Below are 17,921 nucleotides of genomic sequence, written 5' to 3'. Positions count from 1 at the left end.
CGCGAAGTGCCCGGAGCCGGACTTGAACCGGCACGCCCGCGTAGGGGCAGCGAGGTTTAAGCTCGCCGTGTCTGCATTCCACCATCCGGGCAGGCCATGGGCTCCGCGTCGAGTGCTCCGAGCCTATCGGCACGGCCCCTCCGCTCAGGGAGTGGGCAAACCCATGTTGTCTTATTTTATTGGCAGCTGAGGGAGCATCAGCTCTCGGACAGGCCATCAGCACTTGCCAGCAGCCTTGCGGGTGAACGAGGGGTCCGCATGTGAAATGACGGAATTTCACCGTCCGGGCGAGGGCGTTCGGCCGGTTCTTCGAGTGCGGACGGACGAGCACCCCCGGAGCGCCCCGCGAGTGCGCCGCCCTTCTCCGGTAGGGGGACGGCATCAGCCCCAGGTATGACACCGCCGCCCCCGGTCCGCCCGGAGTCTGCCTCCGGAACCGGAGCAGCGGCTGACTCCACGGTGAGAAACGCGCGGAACGATGGACGCATCCCAGCAACGTCGTACTCGTCGTCCCGACAGGAGCGTCCATCCCGTGACCACCGCCCCCATCGCCGACCGGACCACCACCGTGGCCGCACGCGCCACGGAGCTCTCGAAGATCTACGGCCAGGGCGAGACCCAGGTGATCGCCCTGGACCGCGTCTCCGTCGACTTCCGTCAGGCCGAGTTCACCGCGATCATGGGCCCCTCCGGCTCCGGAAAATCCACCCTGATGCACTGCGTCGCCGGCCTGGACACCTTCTCCTCCGGCTCCGTGCGCATCGGTGACGTCGAGCTCGGCACGCTCAAGGACAAGCAGCTGACCAAGCTCCGCCGGGACAAGATCGGCTTCATCTTCCAGGCGTTCAACCTGCTGCCCACGCTGACCGCGCTGGAGAACATCACCCTGCCCATGGACATCGCGGGGCGTAAGCCGGACAAGCAGTGGCTGGACACGGTCATCGGGATGATCGGCCTGTCGGGGCGGCTCGGCCACCGGCCCTCGCAGCTCTCCGGCGGCCAGCAGCAGCGCGTGGCCGTCGCCCGCGCGCTCGCCTCCAAGCCGGACATCATCTTCGGCGACGAGCCCACCGGAAACCTCGACTCCCGCTCCGGCGCCGAGGTGCTCGGCTTCCTGCGCAACTCGGTGCGCGAGCTGGGCCAGACGGTGGTCATGGTGACCCACGACCCGGTGGCCGCCGCCTACGCGGACCGGGTGATCTTCCTCGCGGACGGCAGGATCGTCGACGAGATGTACGGGCCGACGGCCGACTCGGTGCTGGACCGCATGAAGCAGTTCGACGCCAAGGGCCGCACCAGCTGACGATCCGTCGCCGCCCGCCTTCCGCACATCCCTCCGGACAGAGAAGATCCATGTTCCGTACCGCCTTGCGCAACGTGCTCGCGCACAAGGCCCGGCTCCTGATGACCGTGCTCGCCGTGATGCTCGGCGTGGCCTTCGTGTCGGGGACCCTGGTCTTCACCAACACCATCTCCAGCGCCCTGCAGAAGAGCTCCGCCAAGGGCTTCGACCACGTCGACGTCGCCGTCACCCCCGAGTGGCAGGACGCCGAGGGCGACAAGGTCGGCAAGAGCCACGAGCTCACCCGGGCCATGGTCGACGACAGCGCCCGCGTGCCGGGCGCCGAGCGGGCCATCGGCGTCGTCACCGGTTTCACCGCGATCGCCGGCAAGGACGGCAAGCTCATCGGCGACGGCTTCCAGTCGCAGGGCGGCAACTACTGGGGCACCGAGGACCCCCGCTACCCGCTGACGAAGGGCCACGCCCCCAAGGGCGAGGGTGAGATCCTCCTCGACTCCGAGACCGCGCAGCGCACCGGCTACCAGGTCGGCGACACCGTACGGCTGTCGGTCGACGGCCCGGTCCTCACGCCGCGGATCACCGGCATCTTCACCACCGACGACGGCAATGTCGCCGCGGGCGGCAGCCTCGCGCTGTTCGACACGGCGACCGCGCAGAGGCTGTTCGGCAAGGCGGGCACCTTCGACGAGATCGACGTCAAGGCGAAGGACGGCGTCACCGAGGCCGCGCTCAAGGCCCAGCTCGACAAGGCGCTGCCGAAGGGCGTCGTGGAGACGCAGACCGGCGAGAAGCTCGCCGACGACCAGGCCGAGACCATCGCCTCCTCGATGAGCGGGCTGAAGCAGGGCCTGCTGGTGTTCGCCGGCATCGCGCTGTTCGTCGGCACGTTCATCATCGCCAACACCTTCACCATGCTGGTCGCCCAGCGCACCAAGGAACTCGCCCTGCTGCGCGCCGTCGGCGCCTCGCGACGGCAGGTCACCCGGTCCGTGCTGATCGAGGCGTTCGTGGTCGGCACCGTCGCCGCCGTGGCCGGTCTGGCCGCCGGTATCGGCATCGGCGTCGGACTGCGCTCCCTGATGGGCACGCTGGGCGCCACCGTGCCGGACGGGCCGCTGGTGATCACGCCGGGCACGATCGGTACCGCGTTCGCGGTCGGCATCCTCGTCACCATGCTCGCCGCGTGGCTGCCGGGCCGCCGGGCGGCGAAGATCCCGCCGGTGGCGGCGATGAGCTCCGTGCACGCCAAGGCGACCACCAAGTCGCTGGTGCTGCGCAACACCCTCGGCGCGCTGTTCTCCGCGGCCGGCGTCGCGGTGATCCTCGCGGCCACCACGATGGACGGCTCCGACGGCCAGGCCCCCATGGGTCTCGGCGCGGTGCTGCTGATCATCGGTGTGTTCATCCTGACCCCGCTGCTGTCCCGCCCGCTGATCGCCGCCGCGGCCCCGGTCCTGCGCGCCTTCGGTGTCTCCGGCAAGCTCGCCCGGCAGAACTCCGTGCGCAACCCGCGCCGTACCGCGGCCACCGCGTCCGCGCTGATGATCGGGCTCACCCTGATCACCGGCATGACGGTGATGGCGGGCAGCCTGCAGAAGTCCATCGACAAGATGGCCGCGGAGGCGATCAAGGCCGACTACGTCGTCTCCATGGCCAACGGCAACCCGCTCTCGCCGGACGTCGAGCGGAAGCTGAGGCAGGCCGGTGACGTCACCGCCACCAGCCCCCTTCGCAACGCCCCCTCCCGCATCGACGGCGAGACCGAGTTCCTGACCGGCGTGAACGGCGCCACGATCACCCGGCTGACGGACTTCGACGTCAAGGACGGCGCCTTCGAGGTCGGCGGCTCGAAGATCGTCGCCGACGACCAGACCGCGAAGTCCCACGGCTGGAAGGCCGGCTCGGAGGTCACCGTGGCCTTCGAGGACGGCAAGAAGCAGCAGCTGACGGTCGCCGGGATCTACCAGGGCAACGACATGATCAGCGGCATCATGATCGACACCGCGACGCTCGCCCCGCACGAGTCGGAACCGGCCGACATGATGGTCATGGTGAAGACCGCCGACGGCGCCTCCGGAGCTGTCAAGGACACGCTGGAGAAGGCCCTCGGCACCAACCCGGCGATCAAGGTCCAGGACAAGAAGGACCTCTCCGAGGAGATCGCGCAGATGTTCACGCTGATGCTGAACATGCTCTACGGTCTGCTGGCGATGGCGGTGATCGTCGCGGTCCTCGGTGTGATCAACACCCTGGCCATGTCGGTGTTCGAGCGCTCGCAGGAGATCGGCATGCTCCGCGCGATCGGCCTGGACCGTAAGGGCATCAAGCGGATGGTCCGCCTGGAGTCCCTGGTGATCTCCCTGTTCGGAGGGGTGCTCGGCATCGGACTGGGCGTGTTCTTCGGCTGGGCGGCCGGTGAGCTGCTGGGCACGAGGATGGCCACCTACGAACTGGTCCTGCCCTGGGGCCGGATGGCGGTCTTCCTGCTGCTGGCCGCGACGGTGGGCGTCCTGGCGGCCCTGTGGCCGGCCCGGCGGGCGGCACGGCTGAACATGCTCCAGGCGATCAAGGCGGAGTAGCTCCTTCCGTACCGGCATGGGCGGGCCCCGTTCCCCTGGCGCAGGGGAACGGGGCCCGTCGCCGTGTACGGAGGTGCGGGTGGCGGTCAGTTCCAGTCGCGGGTGCGCAGGGGCAGGCCCGAGTCGCCGGAGGCGGGGGTCCTCACGGCGAGGACCTGGTTGACGCCGATGCGGTTGTGCTCGAAGGCGAGGGCGGAGGCGGCCATGTACAGCCGCCACACCCGGGCGCGGCCGGGACTCGTCAGGCCGGCCGCCCGCTCCCAGTCGGCCTCCAGACGTGCCACCCACGCGCGCAGGGTGAGCGCGTAGTGCTCGCGGATCGACTCCAGGTCGCGCACCTCGAACCCGGCGCGCTCCAGGTTGGACACGGTGGTGCCCACGGGGGCCAGTTCGCCGTCGGGGAAGACATAGGCGTCGATGAACGCGTCCACGTGGTACGCCGTCTCGTCGCGCTGCGGGCGGCGGGCGATCTGGTGGTTCAGCAGCCGCCCGCCGGGCTTGAGGAGCCGGTGCAGGACGGTGGCGTACTCCAGATAGCGCTCGGAGCCGACGTGTTCGGCCATGCCGATGGAGGAGATCGCGTCGTACGGGCCGTCGGTGACGTCACGGTAGTCCTGGACGCGGATCTCCACCCGGTCGGTGAGGCCCTCGTCGGCGACGCGCTTGCGGGCGTAGGCGGCCTGCTCCTGGGAGAGGGTGATGCCGACGACGTCCGCCCCGTGCTCCCGGGCGGCGTGGAGGGCCATGGAGCCCCAGCCGCAGCCGACGTCCAACAGGCGCTGACCCGGTCTCAGGGCGAGCTTGCGGCAGACCAGTTCGAGCTTGTCGCGCTGGGCCTGTTCGAGGGTGCCCTCGGGGGGCGGGGCAGGCCAGTAGGCGCAGGAGTACACCATCGACGGGCCGAGGACGATCTCGTAGAAATCGTTGCCCACGTCGTAGTGGTGGCTGATGGCCCGTCGGTCGCTGCGCTTGGTGTGCAGGCCGCGGCGCGGGCGGCGGGCCTCCTCGGGGGGCGCGGCGGGCGGCAGCGGGAGCCCGGCGAGGGTGACCAGGCCGCGGACGGCGGAGCGGAATTCCGGCTCGCGCAGCGCCTGGCCGAGGGTGCGGGCGTCCTCCCCGCGCTCCCAGATCAGACCGGAGAGGAGGTCGAGGGCGGCGTAGAGGTCGCCGTCGATGTCGAGGTCACCTGCCACCCAGGCGCGGGCGAGGCCGAGTTCGCCCGGCTTCCACAGCAGGTGGCGCAGGGCGCGGCGGTTGCGGACGACCAGGGTCGGTGCGGCGGCGGGACCGGCCAGCGATCCGTCCCAGGCGCGGATGCGGAGGGGGAGGGGTGTGCCCAGCAACTGTTCGACGAGGCCCTTCAGCCGCGAGGCGGCGTCTGCCATGGTGTACACCTCCGTGACGGGGAATCCCGGAATGTCCTCACCACGTAAACACCAGCCGGGCCGCTTGACAGTCCCCGGCGCGCGTCATGGCTGGGCAAAACCACCGTCACGGTGGGTCCGCCGCGCTCTCACGCACCCCGCCCGCCCGTCTCGGTGGGTCGAGCGGCCCCCGCCACGGGGCTCCGCCCCGGACCCCGTGTTCGTCCGCCCGCCGGGTGAGTTCTTCTACTCAGGTGCTCCTGAGATGCCGTGCGCTGTCGGCGTGTGCCGTCCCCGCGGCAGGGTGAGCCCAGGCAGAGCGACGGGGGTGTTCCATGAGGGCCAGGACGTGGCTGCGGGCGTTGGCCGCCGGTGTCGCCGTGCTCGCGGTGGCCGGGTGCAGCAAGGCGGACCGGGCGGTCATGCTCGCGCCGGGGTGTCCGAAGGGGCCGGCCGCGCGGCCGGTGCCGCGGGCGGCGACCCCGGGGACGGCGTACGCCTTCGGGCCGCACTTCGGTGCTCCCGCCGGGAGTTTCCGCGAGGGCGCCGTCCCCGGTCTGACCGACGTCGTCTCGCTCGCGGACAGCGGGCACACCACGGTCGCCGTACGCTCCGACGGCACCGTCTGGTCCTACGGCACGAACGTCAAGGGCTCGCTGGGGCACGGCTCCCTCGAACGGGTCCACCGGGCCGAGCCCCGGCAGGTGACCGGGATCGGCCCCGCACGCGCGGTGTACAGCAGCGGGCCGACGTTCTTCGTGGTGCTCCGGGACGGCACCGTGGCGGCCTGGGGCTCGGACCGGTTCCTCGTCCGGGGCGGGAAGCGTGAGGGGTACGACGGCGTGGCCGTGCCCCGGCCGGTGCCGCGGGCCGGGAACGTCGTCGCGATGGGGCCGGGGCAGCTCAGCGTCCTCGCCCTGCGCGGTGACGGGCGGGTCCTCGGCTGGGGCATCAACGTCACCGATGTCCTCGGCGACCGGAACAGCACCGGGATCGGCGTCGTCCCCGACGTCCGTGGAGCCGTCGACGTCGCGACGGCGGGCGGTGCCGGGGTGGTCCTGACGGCGGGCGGCGCCGTCTGCGCGTGGGGGAACAACGCGCACGGACTGCTCGGCGTCGAGCCGACCGGCGGTCAGAGCGGCCGGCCGGTGCAGGTGCGCGGCCTGACGGACATCGTGCAGGTGGCCGGCGGGGCGGATGTCGCGTACGCGCTCGACCGGGACGGTGCCGTGTGGGCGTGGGGCCGGGGCGTGAGCGGCGCGCTGGGCGACGGTGACACCACGGACCACGTCTCCGCCCGCCCGGTCCGGGTGGCCGGGCTGCCCCCGGTCCGCCGTATCTCCGCCTTCCACCTCACGGGGTACGCGGTCGACACCGACGGCGGCCTGTGGGCCTGGGGCTCCGGCAGCGGGTTCGGCCGGCCCGCCGGAACGACCGGTGGCACCGCCCGGCCGGTACGGATCCCGCTGCCGGGCCCGGCCCTCGACGTGTCGGGACATCATGCGCTCGTCCGGGACCGCTGAGGGTTGACAGTGGCAGGCGTACGGCCGGAGACTCCACTGCGACGTCATGGTGAAAAAAACTTCACTGTGCGAACAGCTTGAACCAGCTCTCACCGCGGCCACGCCTCCCAACGAAGGGAACGACCGATGCGTACCACCGTCGGCATCATCGGAGCCGGACCCGCCGGGCTCCTCCTCGCCCGGCTGCTCCACAACGCCGGTATCGACTCGGTCGTCCTGGAGAGCCGCGACCGCGCCTACGTCGAGCAGCGGCAGCGGGCCGGGATCCTCGAACAGGGCACCGTGGACGTGCTGCGCGCGGCCGGGGCCGGCGAGCGCATGGACCGTGAGGGGCTGCGGCACGACGGGATAGAACTGCGCTACGGCCGCAAGCGCCACCGCGTCGACTTCCCCGCCCTCACCGGCGGCAGGTCCGTGATGGTCTACGCCCAGACCGAGGTCTGCAAGGACCTCATCGCCCTCCAGCTCGCCGAGGGCGGTCCGCTGCTGTTCGAGGCGGAGGCGCTGGCGGTGGAGGACGCCGCGACCGACCACCCGCGCGTCCGCTTCCGCCACCAGGGCACCGAGGACGTCCTGGACTGCGACTACGTCGTCGGCTGCGACGGCTTCTGGGGCGTCGCCCGCAAGGCCGTCCCGGCCGAGCTGAGCCGGACGTTCGAGCGGACGTACCCCTTCGGCTGGCTCGGCATCCTCGCCGACGTCCCGCCCTCCCACGACGAGCTGGTCTACGCCCGCCACGACCGCGGCTTCGCCCTGCTGTCCATGCGCTCCCCGAGCGTCTCCCGCCTCTACCTCCAGGTGCCCGACGGCACCAAGGCGGAGGAGTGGGGCGACGAGGAGATCTGGGACGAGCTCGAGCGCCGCTTCGAGACCGCCGACGACTGGACGCTGCAGCGCGGCCCCCTCACCCAGAAGTCGGTCACCCCCATGCGCTCCTTCGTGCACGAGCCCATGCGCCACGGCCGGCTCTTCCTCGCCGGGGACGCCGCCCACATCGTGCCGCCCACCGGGGCCAAGGGGCTCAATCTCGCCGTCGGGGACGTGGTGACCTTCGCGCGGGCGCTGGTGCACCAGCGGGAGACGGGCTCCGCCGAGCTGCTCGACGCCTACTCGCAGACGTGCCTGCGCCGTGTGTGGCAGGCCGAGCGCTTCTCCTACGACATGACGACCCTGCTGCACCGCGCCCCGGACGCCACCCCCTTCGACGCCCGCCTCCAGCTCGCCCGGCTGGAGCGCATCGCCTCCTGCCGCGCCGCCGAGACCGACCTGGCCGAGGCCTACACCGGCTTCCCCCTGGACTGAGCCCGGCGGCCCGGGGCACCCCCTCCAGTGAGGGGAATCACCTGGCGGCGTAGCGTGTTGCGCAGCACAACGAGGGAAAGATCCTCCCCAAGCATTAGGGTCAATCCTTTGCCTACCTATTACTCTTGAGCCAAGGCCGCACTGTGATGGCCATGGAGGAGTGAAATGAGGAGCAGAAACCCGGTCTTCTCGCGACGGGGGTTCAGCCGCGACAACGGCTACGCGGGCTTCAACACCGCGCCGCAGGCCGGGGGTCCCGCTGTCGCCACGCAGGGCAACCCGTACGCCCAGCCGACGGGCAACCCCTACGCGCAGAACCCGTACGCGCAGAACCCTTATGCACAGCAGGGCCAGCAGTACGGCGCGCCGCCGCAGGCTCCGGTCACCACCGGCCGGATGACCATCGACGACGTCGTCATGCGCACGGCGAGCACGCTCGGCGTGCTCATCCTCACCGCCGCGCTCTCCTGGGCTCTGCTGCCCGTGGACGACGCCAACATCGGCCGGTCCTACGGCATCGGCATCGGCGCCGCCCTGATCGGCATGGTCCTGGCGTTCGTGCAGTCCTTCAAGCGCAAGCCCTCGCCGGCGCTGATCCTGACGTACGCCGCCTTCGAGGGTGTGTTCCTCGGCGTCGTCTCCAACATCGTCGACAACCGCATCGCCGACGGCGCCGCCATGCAGGCCGTGCTCGGCACCATGGCGGTCTTCGCCGGTGTGCTGGTGGCGTACAAGGCGGGCTGGATCCGCGTCAACCGCCGCTTCTACGGCTTCGTGATGGCGGCCGCGCTCGGCTTCATCCTGCTGATGGCCGTGAACCTGCTGTTCGCGGTGTTCGGCGGCGGTGACGGCCTCGGCTTCCGCAGCGGCGCCCTCGGCGTCGTCTTCGGTGTCATCGGCATCATCCTCGGTGCCTGCTTCCTCGCCCTGGACTTCAAGCAGGTCGAGGACGGCATCGCCTACGGTGCCCCCCGCGAGGAGGCCTGGTTCGCCGCGTTCGGCCTGACCCTGACGCTGGTGTGGATCTACCTCGAGTTCCTGAGGCTCATCTCGATCCTCAACAGCAACGACTAGCGACGTTCGCGAGCGAGTCGCGCGCAAGGGCCCCGGGTTCACCCGGGGCCCTTCGTCGTCGTCGGACGGTGCGAATCGATGCGGAAAAGAGCGCGCCTAGAGCAGTTTGCGCGCGGCCCTCCTCAGGTCGTACTCGTGGATGATCGCCTTGGCGTGGCCGTACGCCAGGTTGTGTTCGTGACGGAGCCAGCTGACCTTTTCCTCGAAGCGGAAGAGAGCTGGGCCTTCTTCGACGGTGCGCAGCCAGTCGGAGATCTCACGACCGGTGCAATGGGGGATGCGGGCGAGCAGATTGCGATGGGTCTCCTCGGAGAAGACTTGGGACATCGGCGCCTCCGGACGCATGGGATGTAAGCCGGTCCTTCAGGTCACCGTGCCTGAGCGTTCGCCCGTTGGCAACAGTGCTGCCGCGCCGCGTACGCTCGCCGCGTGGTTGATACGACGCCTCTCACCCGTGCCGTGGATCATTTCGCCGACCGACTGAGGGCCGCGCCGCAGAGCCGGCTGCAACGGGGCGCGGCCGCCGAGGCCCTCGCCCTGGCCAGGGAGTTGGCGCGGCGGGCCCAGCTCGTCGAGGAACCCGGCACCGAGCCGCGCGAGATGCCCGACGCCGGGATGTTCGCCGCGGCCGACCAGATCACCGTCGCCGGACACGATCTGGCCCTCGTACTGAAGAGCGAGGACGAAGTCGAGCAGGCGGTACGGCTCGTGGAGGAGGCGCAGAAGCGCGCCGGGGTCTGAGGGCGTCTCAGCTCGAGGTCTACAGGGACGCGATGACGCGGTCCGCCAGGATGTACACGTTCTCCTCGCCGCAGGAGAACGTCAGCGTGTACGCGCCCGAGATCCCGGAGCCGCCGAGCAGATACGGGGCCTCGCCCGCGCGCACCGCCGCCGCCAGGCGCTCCGCCGTCTCCCGGTGACCCGGGGTCATGCACAGCGTCGTCCCGTTCGCGAAGACGTAGACGTCCAGCGTGCCCAGCGGGCCCGGGCGCACGTCCGTCAGCTCCACGCGCTCGGCGGCCAGCTCCTCCAGCGTGGTCACGGTGCGCTCGTGGTCGTTCACGACCGGCGACGGGTTCGGTACGAAGTCCGGGTGCGAGGGGTGACGGCGGCGGGCGGCGGCCAGCTCGGGGGAGTCCCCCGCGTGCTCCTCGGCGTCGGCGCCCGGCTCGGTCACCGGCTCCAGGCCCACGAAATCGGCCTGCCGCGGCAGGAACAGCTCGCTGTCGGCCAGACCCAGCAGGGAGGGGGCGTCGGAGGCGTCACGGGCCTCCTGCGCGGCCCAGAACGCCCGCGCCTCGGCCAGCTCACGCTCCCGCTCCTCCGCGAGCGCCTCGGCCACCGCGGCGCGTATCTCGTCGGCGTCGGCCGTGCGGGCGGACGGAAGGAGGGCGCGCGTGGTCGCGGCGCGGTTCTCGGCCAGCTCGGTGTGCAGGGCGGCGACCTGCCGGCGCAGCACCAGGATGCTGCGCAGGACGGCGACGCCCACAGCGCCGGTGGCGGCCGTGGTGATCAGCAGGGCGATCGGCATGGCGCTCACTGACGTACTCCCGGTTCAAAGTCGACCCCCGACTTCCTACATCAGCTTGAAGGGCGGACTAACCATCTGTCAGTGCGTAACGTCACGAACCGGACAGGGCTGCGGTTCCGGGGCCGGTAGGAGTGGGGCGCTGACCTGCGTCGATCCCCGCGCCACGAGGGATAGGTCACATCCTGGGGGCGATTGGATCACAGATCGGCCCGGGACTCCGTGAAACACGGGGTCCCGGGCCCGAGCCTGACGGACGGTGCCGCCGCGGCTACGTTGCGGTGCTCAGCTCAGGCGCTCGATGACCATCGCCATGCCCTGGCCGCCGCCGACGCACATGGTCTCCAGACCGAACTGCTTGTCGTGGAACTGCAGGGAGTTGATCAGCGTGGTCGTGATGCGGGCGCCGGTCATGCCGAAGGGGTGGCCGACGGCGATGGCGCCGCCGTTGACGTTCAGCTTGTCCAGCGGGATGCCGAGGTCGCGGTAGGAGGGGATCACCTGGGCGGCGAACGCCTCGTTGATCTCGACCAGGTCGATGTCGTCGATGGTCAGACCGGCCAGCTTGAGGGCACGCTGCGAGGCCTCGACCGGGCCGAGACCCATGATCTCGGGGGACAGGCCCGAGACGCCGGTGGAGACGATCCGGGCGAGCGGGGTGAGGCCGAGCTCGCGGGCCTTGGTGTCGCTCATGATGACGAGGGCCGCGGCGCCGTCGTTGAGCGGGCAGCAGTTGCCGGCGGTCACGAGCCCGTCGGGCCGGAAGACCGGCTTGAGCCCGGCCACGCCCTCCATGGTCACGCCGGGGCGGGGGCCGTCGTCCTTGCTGATCACCGTGCCGTCGGGGAGCGTCACCGGGGTGATCTCGCGCTCCCAGAAGCCGTTCTTGATGGCCTCCTCGGCGAGGTTCTGCGAACGGACGCCGAACTCGTCCATCTCCTCGCGCGTGACGCCCTTCCAGCGGGCCAGGTTCTCGGCGGTCTGGCCCATCGCGATGTACGGGTCGGGCAGCAGGCCGTCCTCACGCGGGTCGTGCCAGGTGGTGCCCTCCTGCTCCGCGACGGCGGCGGTACGGGCCTCGGCCTCGGCGAACAGCGGGTTGCGCGTGTCCGGGAGGCTGTCGGAGTTGCCCTTGGCGTAGCGGGAGACCGTCTCGACACCGGCCGAGATGAAGACGTCGCCCTCGCCGGCCTTGATGGCGTGCAGGGCCATGCGGGAGGTCTGCAGCGAGGAGGAGCAGTAGCGGGTGACGGTGCAGCCGGGGAGGTGGTCCATCCCCATCTGCACGGCGACGATGCGGCCGAGGTTGTTGCCCTGCTCGCCGCCGGGGAGGCCGCAGCCGAGCATCAGGTCGTCGATGTCCTTGGGGTCCAGCTCGGGCACCTTGGCGAGGGCGGCCTGGATGATCGTGGCGGTCAGGTCGTCCGGCCGCAGATCCTTCAGCGACCCCTTGAAGGCACGACCGATGGGCGAACGAGCAGCAGAGACGATCACGGCTTCGGGCATCACGGCTCCAGGACATACCGGTGGGTTGGTGCAGGGCTCCTTGGGAAATTACCGGGCCGTAGGACCTGGGTCACGGCCCACGGCATGTGACATGGACCGCAGATGTCTAAGCGCTTGCTTGGCACCGTTCCCCCGGCAATTCCGCGAGCAGCCGGGCGGCGGGCGCGGCCGAGATCGCCCGTCCGGCGGGCAGCCGGGTGGCGGGCGCGGCCGAATCGCCCAGCCCGTCCCTCCCGCGGGCAGTCGTGCCGCGGGGCGGCACGGGTGGGCGCGGGCGGTGCCCCGTGAGCGCCGGGCTGCGCGACCCACCCCCGGCCCGCCCCGACACCGCTCACTCCGCAACGGCCGCCCGCTCCACAGGCTCCGGCACCCTCCGACGCCGCCGCCGCTTGAGCAGCGCCCACCGCCCCCGCGGCCCGGAGGGCATCGCCGCCGTGACCTCCGTCCCCGCCTCGGACGCCGCCTCCGCCGCCGCCCGCGCCACCGGCAGGAACCCCTCCCGCCGCGACGCGTCCGGCCGCTCCTCCTCCGCCGGCCACAGCCCCAGCGCCGCACACACCGTCGGCAGCACCGCCATCGCCGCGGTGGCGTACCCCTCCGCCGAGGGGTGATAGCTGTCCGGCCCGAACAGCTCCCGCGGATTCGCCGCGAACTCCGGCCCCAGCAGATCCCCCAGCGACACCGTGCGCCCGCCCTGCTCGACCGCCCCGATCGTCTGCGCCGCCGCCAGCTGCCGCGAGGCCCTCCGCGCCAGCCACCGCAGCGGCTGCCACACCGGCTCGATCGTGCCGAGGTCGGGACACGTGCCCACGACCACTTCCGCACCCGCCGTACGCAGCCGCCGTACCGCCGAGGACAGATGCCGCACCGAGCGCGTCGGCGGCATCCGGTGCGTGACGTCGTTCGCACCGATCATGATCACGCAGATGTCCGGCACCCGCGACGGATCGGCCAGCGCCCGCGTCACCTGCCGGTCCAGATCGTCGGAGCGAGCGCCCGGCACCGCGACCGTACTCAGCCCGACCGGCCGCTCGGCGATCGCCGCGACCCCCGACGCCAGCAACGCCCCCGGCGTCTGCCCGGCCCGCCGCACGCCCTGGCCCGCGGCCGTGGAGTCGCCCAGCATCGTCAGCCGCAGCGCCGGTTCGCCCGGCACCGTATAGGCCGCGCCGTACAGCCCGTCCGCGTTCGGTACGTGAGGAGACGTGCCGTTGCCCACCCGGCGCCGCGCCAGCTGCGCCTCCGCCAGCAGCAGACCGACCGTGGCCGCGCCGGCCAGCCCGATCCCGCCGCCGCCGTACGCCGCGCCGGCCGCGATCCGCCGGGCCACCCTCGCCCTCGACATCCGCGTCATGCCTCGCCGCCACCTCCTCCAACCCGTACACCCTGTGCTTGCCCCGTACGGACCGTCGCCCAATCTCAACAGCGGGTGAACGACCCGCCCGGGCAGTGGCGGGGAAAGGGCCTAGGCTGGCGGAACCACTACGACCACACCTTTTGCAGCATCCGGAGACAACGGTGCAATTCCACGACTCGATGATCAGCCTCGTCGGCAACACCCCGCTGGTGCGGCTCAACAGCGTGACCAAGGGCATCAGGGCGACCGTCCTGGCCAAGGTGGAGTACTTCAACCCCGGCGGCTCCGTGAAGGACCGCATCGCCCTGCGCATGATCGAGGCCGCCGAGAAGAGCGGCGAGCTGAAGCCGGGCGGCACCATCGTCGAGCCGACCAGCGGCAACACCGGCGTCGGCCTTGCCATCGTGGCCCAGCAGAAGGGCTACAAGTGCATCTTCGTGTGCCCGGACAAGGTCTCCACGGACAAGATCAACGTCCTGCGGGCCTACGGCGCCGAGGTCGTCGTCTGCCCGACGGCCGTGGCTCCCGAGCACCCCGACTCGTACTACAACGTCTCCGACCGCCTCGTCCGTGAGACGCCGGGCGCCTGGAAGCCGGACCAGTACTCCAACCCCAACAACCCTCTCTCGCACTACCACTCCACCGGCCCCGAGCTGTGGGAGCAGACCGAGGGCAGGATCACCCACTTCGTGGCCGGCGTCGGCACCGGCGGCACCATCTCCGGCACCGGCCGCTACCTGAAGGAGGTCAGCGACGGCCGCGTCAAGGTGATCGGCGCCGACCCCGAGGGCTCCGTGTACTCCGGCGGCTCCGGTCGCCCGTACCTCGTCGAGGGCGTCGGTGAGGACTTCTGGCCGACCGCCTACGACCGGACCGTCGCGGACGAGATCGTCGCCGTCTCCGACAAGGACTCCTTCCAGATGACCCGCCGCCTCGCCAAGGAGGAGGGCCTGCTGGTCGGCGGCTCCTGCGGCATGGCGGTCGTGGCGGCACTCGAGGTCGCCGAGCGGCTCGGCGAGGACGACGTCGTGGTGGTGCTGCTGCCGGACAGCGGGCGCGGCTACCTCAGCAAGATCTTCAACGACGAGTGGATGGCCGACTACGGCTTCCTGGAGGACGAGGGCCCGAGCGCCCGGGTCGCCGACGTCCTGGAGGACAAGCAGGGCGGCTCCATGCCGTCCCTGGTCCACATGCACCCCGACGAGACGGTCGGCCAGGCCATCGACGTGCTGCGCGAGTACGGCGTCTCGCAGATGCCGGTCGTCAAGCCGGGCGCCGGTCACCCGGACGTGATGGCCGCGGAGGTCGTCGGCTCGGTGGTGGAACGGGAGCTGCTGGACGCGCTGTTCAGCAAGAGCGCCTCGCTCGACGACCCGCTGGAGAAGCACATGTCGCCGCCGCTGCCGCAGGTCGGCTCCGGCGAGCCGGTCGCCGACCTGATGGCCGTCCTCGGCAAGGCGGACGCGGCGATCGTCCTGGTCGAGGGCAAGCCGACCGGCGTCGTCAGCCGGCAGGACCTGCTCGCGTTCCTCGCCAAGGGCGGGAAGTGAGCCCGGCACCTCGGGAGAAGCCCTGGTGAACGGCTGCTGAACGCAAGGCTGTTGAGCCGTACGTGATCTTCGTGGACTTCGCGGAAGTGGTACGAGGGCGTCACGTTCGCGCAGCACTCGCTTAACACGCGTCCGGCAGATTGGTGGTCGTCGGAAGGAACGGGAGCGGCTCCCCGTTCCGGCCGGCGTGAAACGGCGTCAAGGACCTCCGGAGCGGCTCCCGGACCTCCACCGACGCCACGGACGCGCATCCCGGCTCAGGCCCGGCCCGCGTCCCTCGCGGGGACCGCCGTCGTCCCGCCCCCCGGCAACGGGGGTGCGGCGGTCCCCGCGCATGACGTTCCCGGCGCGGGGCAAGGTGCCGGTACCGATACCGGTACCGGTGCCCGTCAGTCCTCCCAGTCGCCGTCCCGCCGGCTCCTGCGCCGGTCGAACAGGCCCGGGTTCGTGCGGGCGACCTGGGCGACGTTCACGCCGACGATGCCCAGCCAGGCCACCAGCAGGCCGGGCAGATGGCCCAGGCCCCCGCCGATCGCGGACAGCGGCACCGCGAGGACGAGGGAGACGATCGCGAAGCCGAACCGGTCGCCCCAGCTGTCCGTGGCCCTCGGTGCCTTCGACTCCCGCGCCACCGTCATCTGCTGCTCGGCGATCTGGCGGCGCACCCGGCGCTCCACCGCGCCGTCGATGCGCTGGTCGACCTTCTCCAGGAACGAGTCGATCAGCGCGGACTCGTACTCCTCGCCCAGCTCCCTGCGCGCCTGCAGGGTGGCGTCGAGTTCCTTCTTCAGCTCGGTGTCCCGCGCGTCCATTCCGGTCATACGGTCCACGGTAGGCAGGCCGGGCGCCACCGGCACTGGGGTTAGCCCCCTTCTCCGCCTCGGGTTCGCCGGGCCCCCGGACCGGAACGCGGTCGTGCGGCGGGCGCCGCGGCTGTATAACGGCATGCAGAAGTTGCGGAGAGTGAATAGTTCCGAGGGGGAGCACGTCATGAGCGTCGCCGACAGCCCTGCCGCGCGCCTGCAGGCGCTCTTCGAGGGGCACCGGCTGACGCCGACCCAGCGGCGCATCGCCCACAGCATGGTGCGGCGCGCCGCCGACGTGCCGTTCCTGTCCAGCGTCGAACTCGCCGAACTGGCCGGGGTCAGCCAGCCCTCCGTGACCCGCTTCGCCGTCGCCCTCGGCTTCGACGGCTACCCCGCCCTGCGCCGCCATCTGCGCGAGGTCGCCCCCGCCGAACCCGTGCCGGAGTCCGGCAGCGCCAACGAGTACCAGCAGGCCGTCGAGGCCGAGATCCAGAACCTGCGGCACCTGGCCGAGGCGCTGGCCGATCCCGTGCCCGTGCAGCGAGCGGGGCGGATCCTGGCGGGCAGCCGGCCGCTGCCCGTGCTCGGACTGCGTGCGGCCGCCGCCCAGGCGCACGGCTTCGCCTACTTCGCCGCCAAGGTCCACCCGGACGTGCGGCTGCTCGACGAGGGCGGCACGATGCTGCACGACCGCATCGACGCCGCCGTCCGCGCCGGTGCGCGTGCCCTGCTGTGCTTCGCGCTGCCCCGGCATCCCCGCGAGGTCGTCGACGCCCTCGCGCACGCCAAGGGGACCGGGCTGACCGTGGTCACCGTCGCCGACTCCGCCTTCGCGCCGGTCGCCAAGGTGTCCGACCTGCTGCTGCCCGCCGCTGTCGGCACCGGGCTCGCCTTCGACACGGCGTGCGCGCCGATGCTGCTGGGCCGGGTGCTGCTGGAGGCGATGTGCGACGACCTGCCCGACGCGCAGGCGCGCCTGGAGGAGTTCGACGCGAAGGCGGTGGCCCGCGGGCTGTTCGTGGAGTGACCTCCGCCGTGCGTGACGGCCGGAGTTCTCAGACTCGTCTCACCTTCTGTCGCTAGCGTGCGTCTCTTGGTACTTCTTCTGGTACCGCTTCCGAACCGTGCACCGAATGTGAGACGGGAGGCTGAACGTGACGCGCGGAGGTCAGGGGCTGGCTCGGGTGGCCGTCGTCGTACGGGCCGGGGCCGCGCCGCTGTGGTGGCTGGGAGTGTTCGCGGCGGGCATCGGGCTGCTGGTACCGGGATGGACCGGGCGCCGGATCGGTGTCCTGGCCGGTGCGGCCCTCTTCATCGTGGCGGCGGCCGTCGTCGCCGGCCTGCGCCGGGGGCGTTACCGCGCCCTGGCCCGCGCGGCGGCCCGGGCGGGCAAGCACGACGTGCTCCAGGACCGCGCGGTGACCGCCCGCAACTGGCGTCGCGGGCACCGCTGGTGGCTGCTGCTCGCCTTTCTCGCCGCACTGGGCAGCGCCTTCGCGGCCCCGGCCGCGGGCGGCCTGCTGCTCGCCGGGTGCGGCGTCGGCCTGTGGCTGAAGGCCGCCTGGATCGGCCGCCTGGAGCGAGCCGGCGAGCACCTGCTGTGGGTCCGTGTCGACTGGCTCGGCAGGACCGCCGGTCACCCGGCCGGCAAGACGGTCAAGGCCTACCGCACCACGGGCATCGCAGCCGGCGACGCGGCCCCGGGCGGCTCCCGCCGCAGGACCCCGGCACTGGTCTGAGGGGGAGGGCGCGGAGGCTCTGAGGACGCGGCGCGGATCCTTGGGGACAGGGCGCGGGTCCTTGAGCACGCGGCGCGGAGGCGCTGAGGGCAGGGCGCCGAGGCCCGCCCCGTGTGTGGCGGGCCCCGTGTCATGCCTCAGGAGAGCGCGGCGCGGAGGCTCCGAGGGCGTGGCGCGGCGGCGCTGAGGGCAGGGGGCCGAGGCCCGCCCCGTGTGTGGCGGGCCCTCGCCCGTGTCTCAGGGGGCCAGGCCCCCCAGCAGGGCGTCGGTGTGGTCGCCGCCCGACTCCC

General features: G+C 71.8%; 15 protein-coding genes and 1 tRNA gene. 9 read left to right on the top strand and 7 right to left on the bottom strand.

Annotated elements, in window-relative coordinates:
- Positions 1 to 7: 7 nt before the first annotated feature.
- Positions 8 to 91: transfer RNA gene (locus AB0412_RS32425), tRNA-Leu, on the bottom strand.
- A 441-nt stretch (positions 92 to 532) separates the two neighbouring features.
- Here AB0412_RS32425 and AB0412_RS32420 point away from each other — a divergent pair.
- Both AB0412_RS32420 and AB0412_RS32415 read left to right on the top strand, forming a co-directional pair.
- Positions 533 to 1,303, top strand: a complete 771-nt coding sequence (locus tag AB0412_RS32420) for an ABC transporter ATP-binding protein (RefSeq protein WP_366406175.1) — start codon at positions 533 to 535, stop codon at positions 1,301 to 1,303.
- A 50-nt stretch (positions 1,304 to 1,353) separates the two neighbouring features.
- Positions 1,354 to 3,882 carry an FtsX-like permease family protein gene (locus AB0412_RS32415; protein ID WP_366406174.1) on the top strand — a complete coding sequence of 843 codons (2,529 nt, stop codon included), beginning with the start codon at positions 1,354 to 1,356 and terminating at the stop codon, positions 3,880 to 3,882.
- An 86-nt stretch (positions 3,883 to 3,968) separates the two neighbouring features.
- On the opposite strand, the gene AB0412_RS32410 is transcribed toward AB0412_RS32415, so the two are convergent.
- Entirely contained in the window at positions 3,969 to 5,267 is a 1,299-nt protein-coding gene (locus tag AB0412_RS32410; RefSeq protein WP_366406173.1) for a cyclopropane-fatty-acyl-phospholipid synthase family protein, read from the bottom strand.
- 314 nt (positions 5,268 to 5,581) lie between these two features.
- Between AB0412_RS32410 and AB0412_RS32405 the strand changes: the two genes are divergently transcribed.
- The 3 genes from AB0412_RS32405 (at position 5,582) to AB0412_RS32395 (ending at position 9,145) form a co-directional block, all read left to right on the top strand.
- A complete protein-coding gene (locus tag AB0412_RS32405) occupies positions 5,582 to 6,769 on the top strand; it encodes an RCC1 repeat domain-containing protein (RefSeq protein ID WP_366406172.1) in 1,188 nt (395 codons plus the stop codon).
- 126 nt (positions 6,770 to 6,895) lie between these two features.
- Positions 6,896 to 8,071 carry a 4-hydroxybenzoate 3-monooxygenase gene (locus AB0412_RS32400; RefSeq protein ID WP_366406171.1) on the top strand — a complete coding sequence of 392 codons (1,176 nt, stop codon included), beginning with the start codon at positions 6,896 to 6,898 and terminating at the stop codon, positions 8,069 to 8,071.
- Positions 8,072 to 8,236: 165 nt separating this feature from the next.
- A complete protein-coding gene (locus tag AB0412_RS32395) occupies positions 8,237 to 9,145 on the top strand; it encodes a Bax inhibitor-1/YccA family protein (RefSeq protein ID WP_366406170.1) in 909 nt (302 codons plus the stop codon).
- Positions 9,146 to 9,241: 96 nt separating this feature from the next.
- On the opposite strand, the gene AB0412_RS32390 is transcribed toward AB0412_RS32395, so the two are convergent.
- On the bottom strand, positions 9,242 to 9,472 hold the full coding sequence (locus tag AB0412_RS32390) for a DUF4287 domain-containing protein (RefSeq protein WP_260825813.1): 231 nt from the start codon (positions 9,470 to 9,472) through the stop codon (positions 9,242 to 9,244).
- Between the two features lie 102 nt (positions 9,473 to 9,574).
- Between AB0412_RS32390 and AB0412_RS32385 the strand changes: the two genes are divergently transcribed.
- Positions 9,575 to 9,886, top strand: a complete 312-nt coding sequence (locus AB0412_RS32385) for a hypothetical protein (RefSeq protein ID WP_366406169.1) — start codon at positions 9,575 to 9,577, stop codon at positions 9,884 to 9,886.
- Between the two features lie 19 nt (positions 9,887 to 9,905).
- Here AB0412_RS32385 and AB0412_RS32380 read toward each other — a convergent pair whose 3' ends face one another.
- The 3 genes from AB0412_RS32380 to AB0412_RS32370 all read right to left on the bottom strand — a co-directional run bounded on the left by AB0412_RS32380 (position 9,906) and on the right by AB0412_RS32370 (position 13,533).
- A complete protein-coding gene (locus AB0412_RS32380; protein ID WP_366406168.1) occupies positions 9,906 to 10,685 on the bottom strand; it encodes a hypothetical protein in 780 nt (259 codons plus the stop codon).
- 273 nt (positions 10,686 to 10,958) lie between these two features.
- Positions 10,959 to 12,179 carry an acetyl-CoA C-acetyltransferase gene (locus tag AB0412_RS32375; RefSeq protein WP_366406167.1) on the bottom strand — a complete coding sequence of 407 codons (1,221 nt, stop codon included), beginning with the start codon at positions 12,177 to 12,179 and terminating at the stop codon, positions 10,959 to 10,961.
- A gap of 331 nt (positions 12,180 to 12,510) precedes the next feature.
- The gene (locus AB0412_RS32370; RefSeq protein ID WP_366406166.1) at positions 12,511 to 13,533 is read right to left on the bottom strand and encodes an SGNH/GDSL hydrolase family protein; all 1,023 of its coding nucleotides are present in this window, start codon (positions 13,531 to 13,533) and stop codon (positions 12,511 to 12,513) included.
- A 164-nt stretch (positions 13,534 to 13,697) separates the two neighbouring features.
- Between AB0412_RS32370 and AB0412_RS32365 the strand changes: the two genes are divergently transcribed.
- Positions 13,698 to 15,086 (top strand): cystathionine beta-synthase, encoded by a 1,389-nt coding sequence (locus AB0412_RS32365; protein WP_366406165.1) that lies wholly within the window; start codon positions 13,698 to 13,700, stop codon positions 15,084 to 15,086.
- A 389-nt stretch (positions 15,087 to 15,475) separates the two neighbouring features.
- Here AB0412_RS32365 and AB0412_RS32360 read toward each other — a convergent pair whose 3' ends face one another.
- A complete protein-coding gene (locus tag AB0412_RS32360; RefSeq protein WP_366406227.1) occupies positions 15,476 to 15,898 on the bottom strand; it encodes a hypothetical protein in 423 nt (140 codons plus the stop codon).
- A gap of 178 nt (positions 15,899 to 16,076) precedes the next feature.
- Between AB0412_RS32360 and AB0412_RS32355 the strand changes: the two genes are divergently transcribed.
- Together AB0412_RS32355 and AB0412_RS32350 are read left to right on the top strand one after the other, a co-directional pair.
- A complete protein-coding gene (locus AB0412_RS32355) occupies positions 16,077 to 16,919 on the top strand; it encodes a MurR/RpiR family transcriptional regulator (RefSeq protein ID WP_366406164.1) in 843 nt (280 codons plus the stop codon).
- 127 nt (positions 16,920 to 17,046) lie between these two features.
- Positions 17,047 to 17,631: a hypothetical protein gene (locus tag AB0412_RS32350; RefSeq protein ID WP_366406163.1), complete on the top strand. Its 585-nt coding sequence runs from the start codon at positions 17,047 to 17,049 to the stop codon at positions 17,629 to 17,631.
- Positions 17,632 to 17,921 lie beyond the last annotated feature (290 nt).

The organism is Streptomyces sp. NPDC052012 (genome assembly GCF_040689265.1).
Taxonomy (GTDB): Bacteria; Actinomycetota; Actinomycetes; order Streptomycetales; family Streptomycetaceae; genus Streptomyces.
The sequence above is the reverse complement of the archived record's forward strand: the minus strand, read 5'-3'. Positions and strand labels throughout refer to the sequence as shown.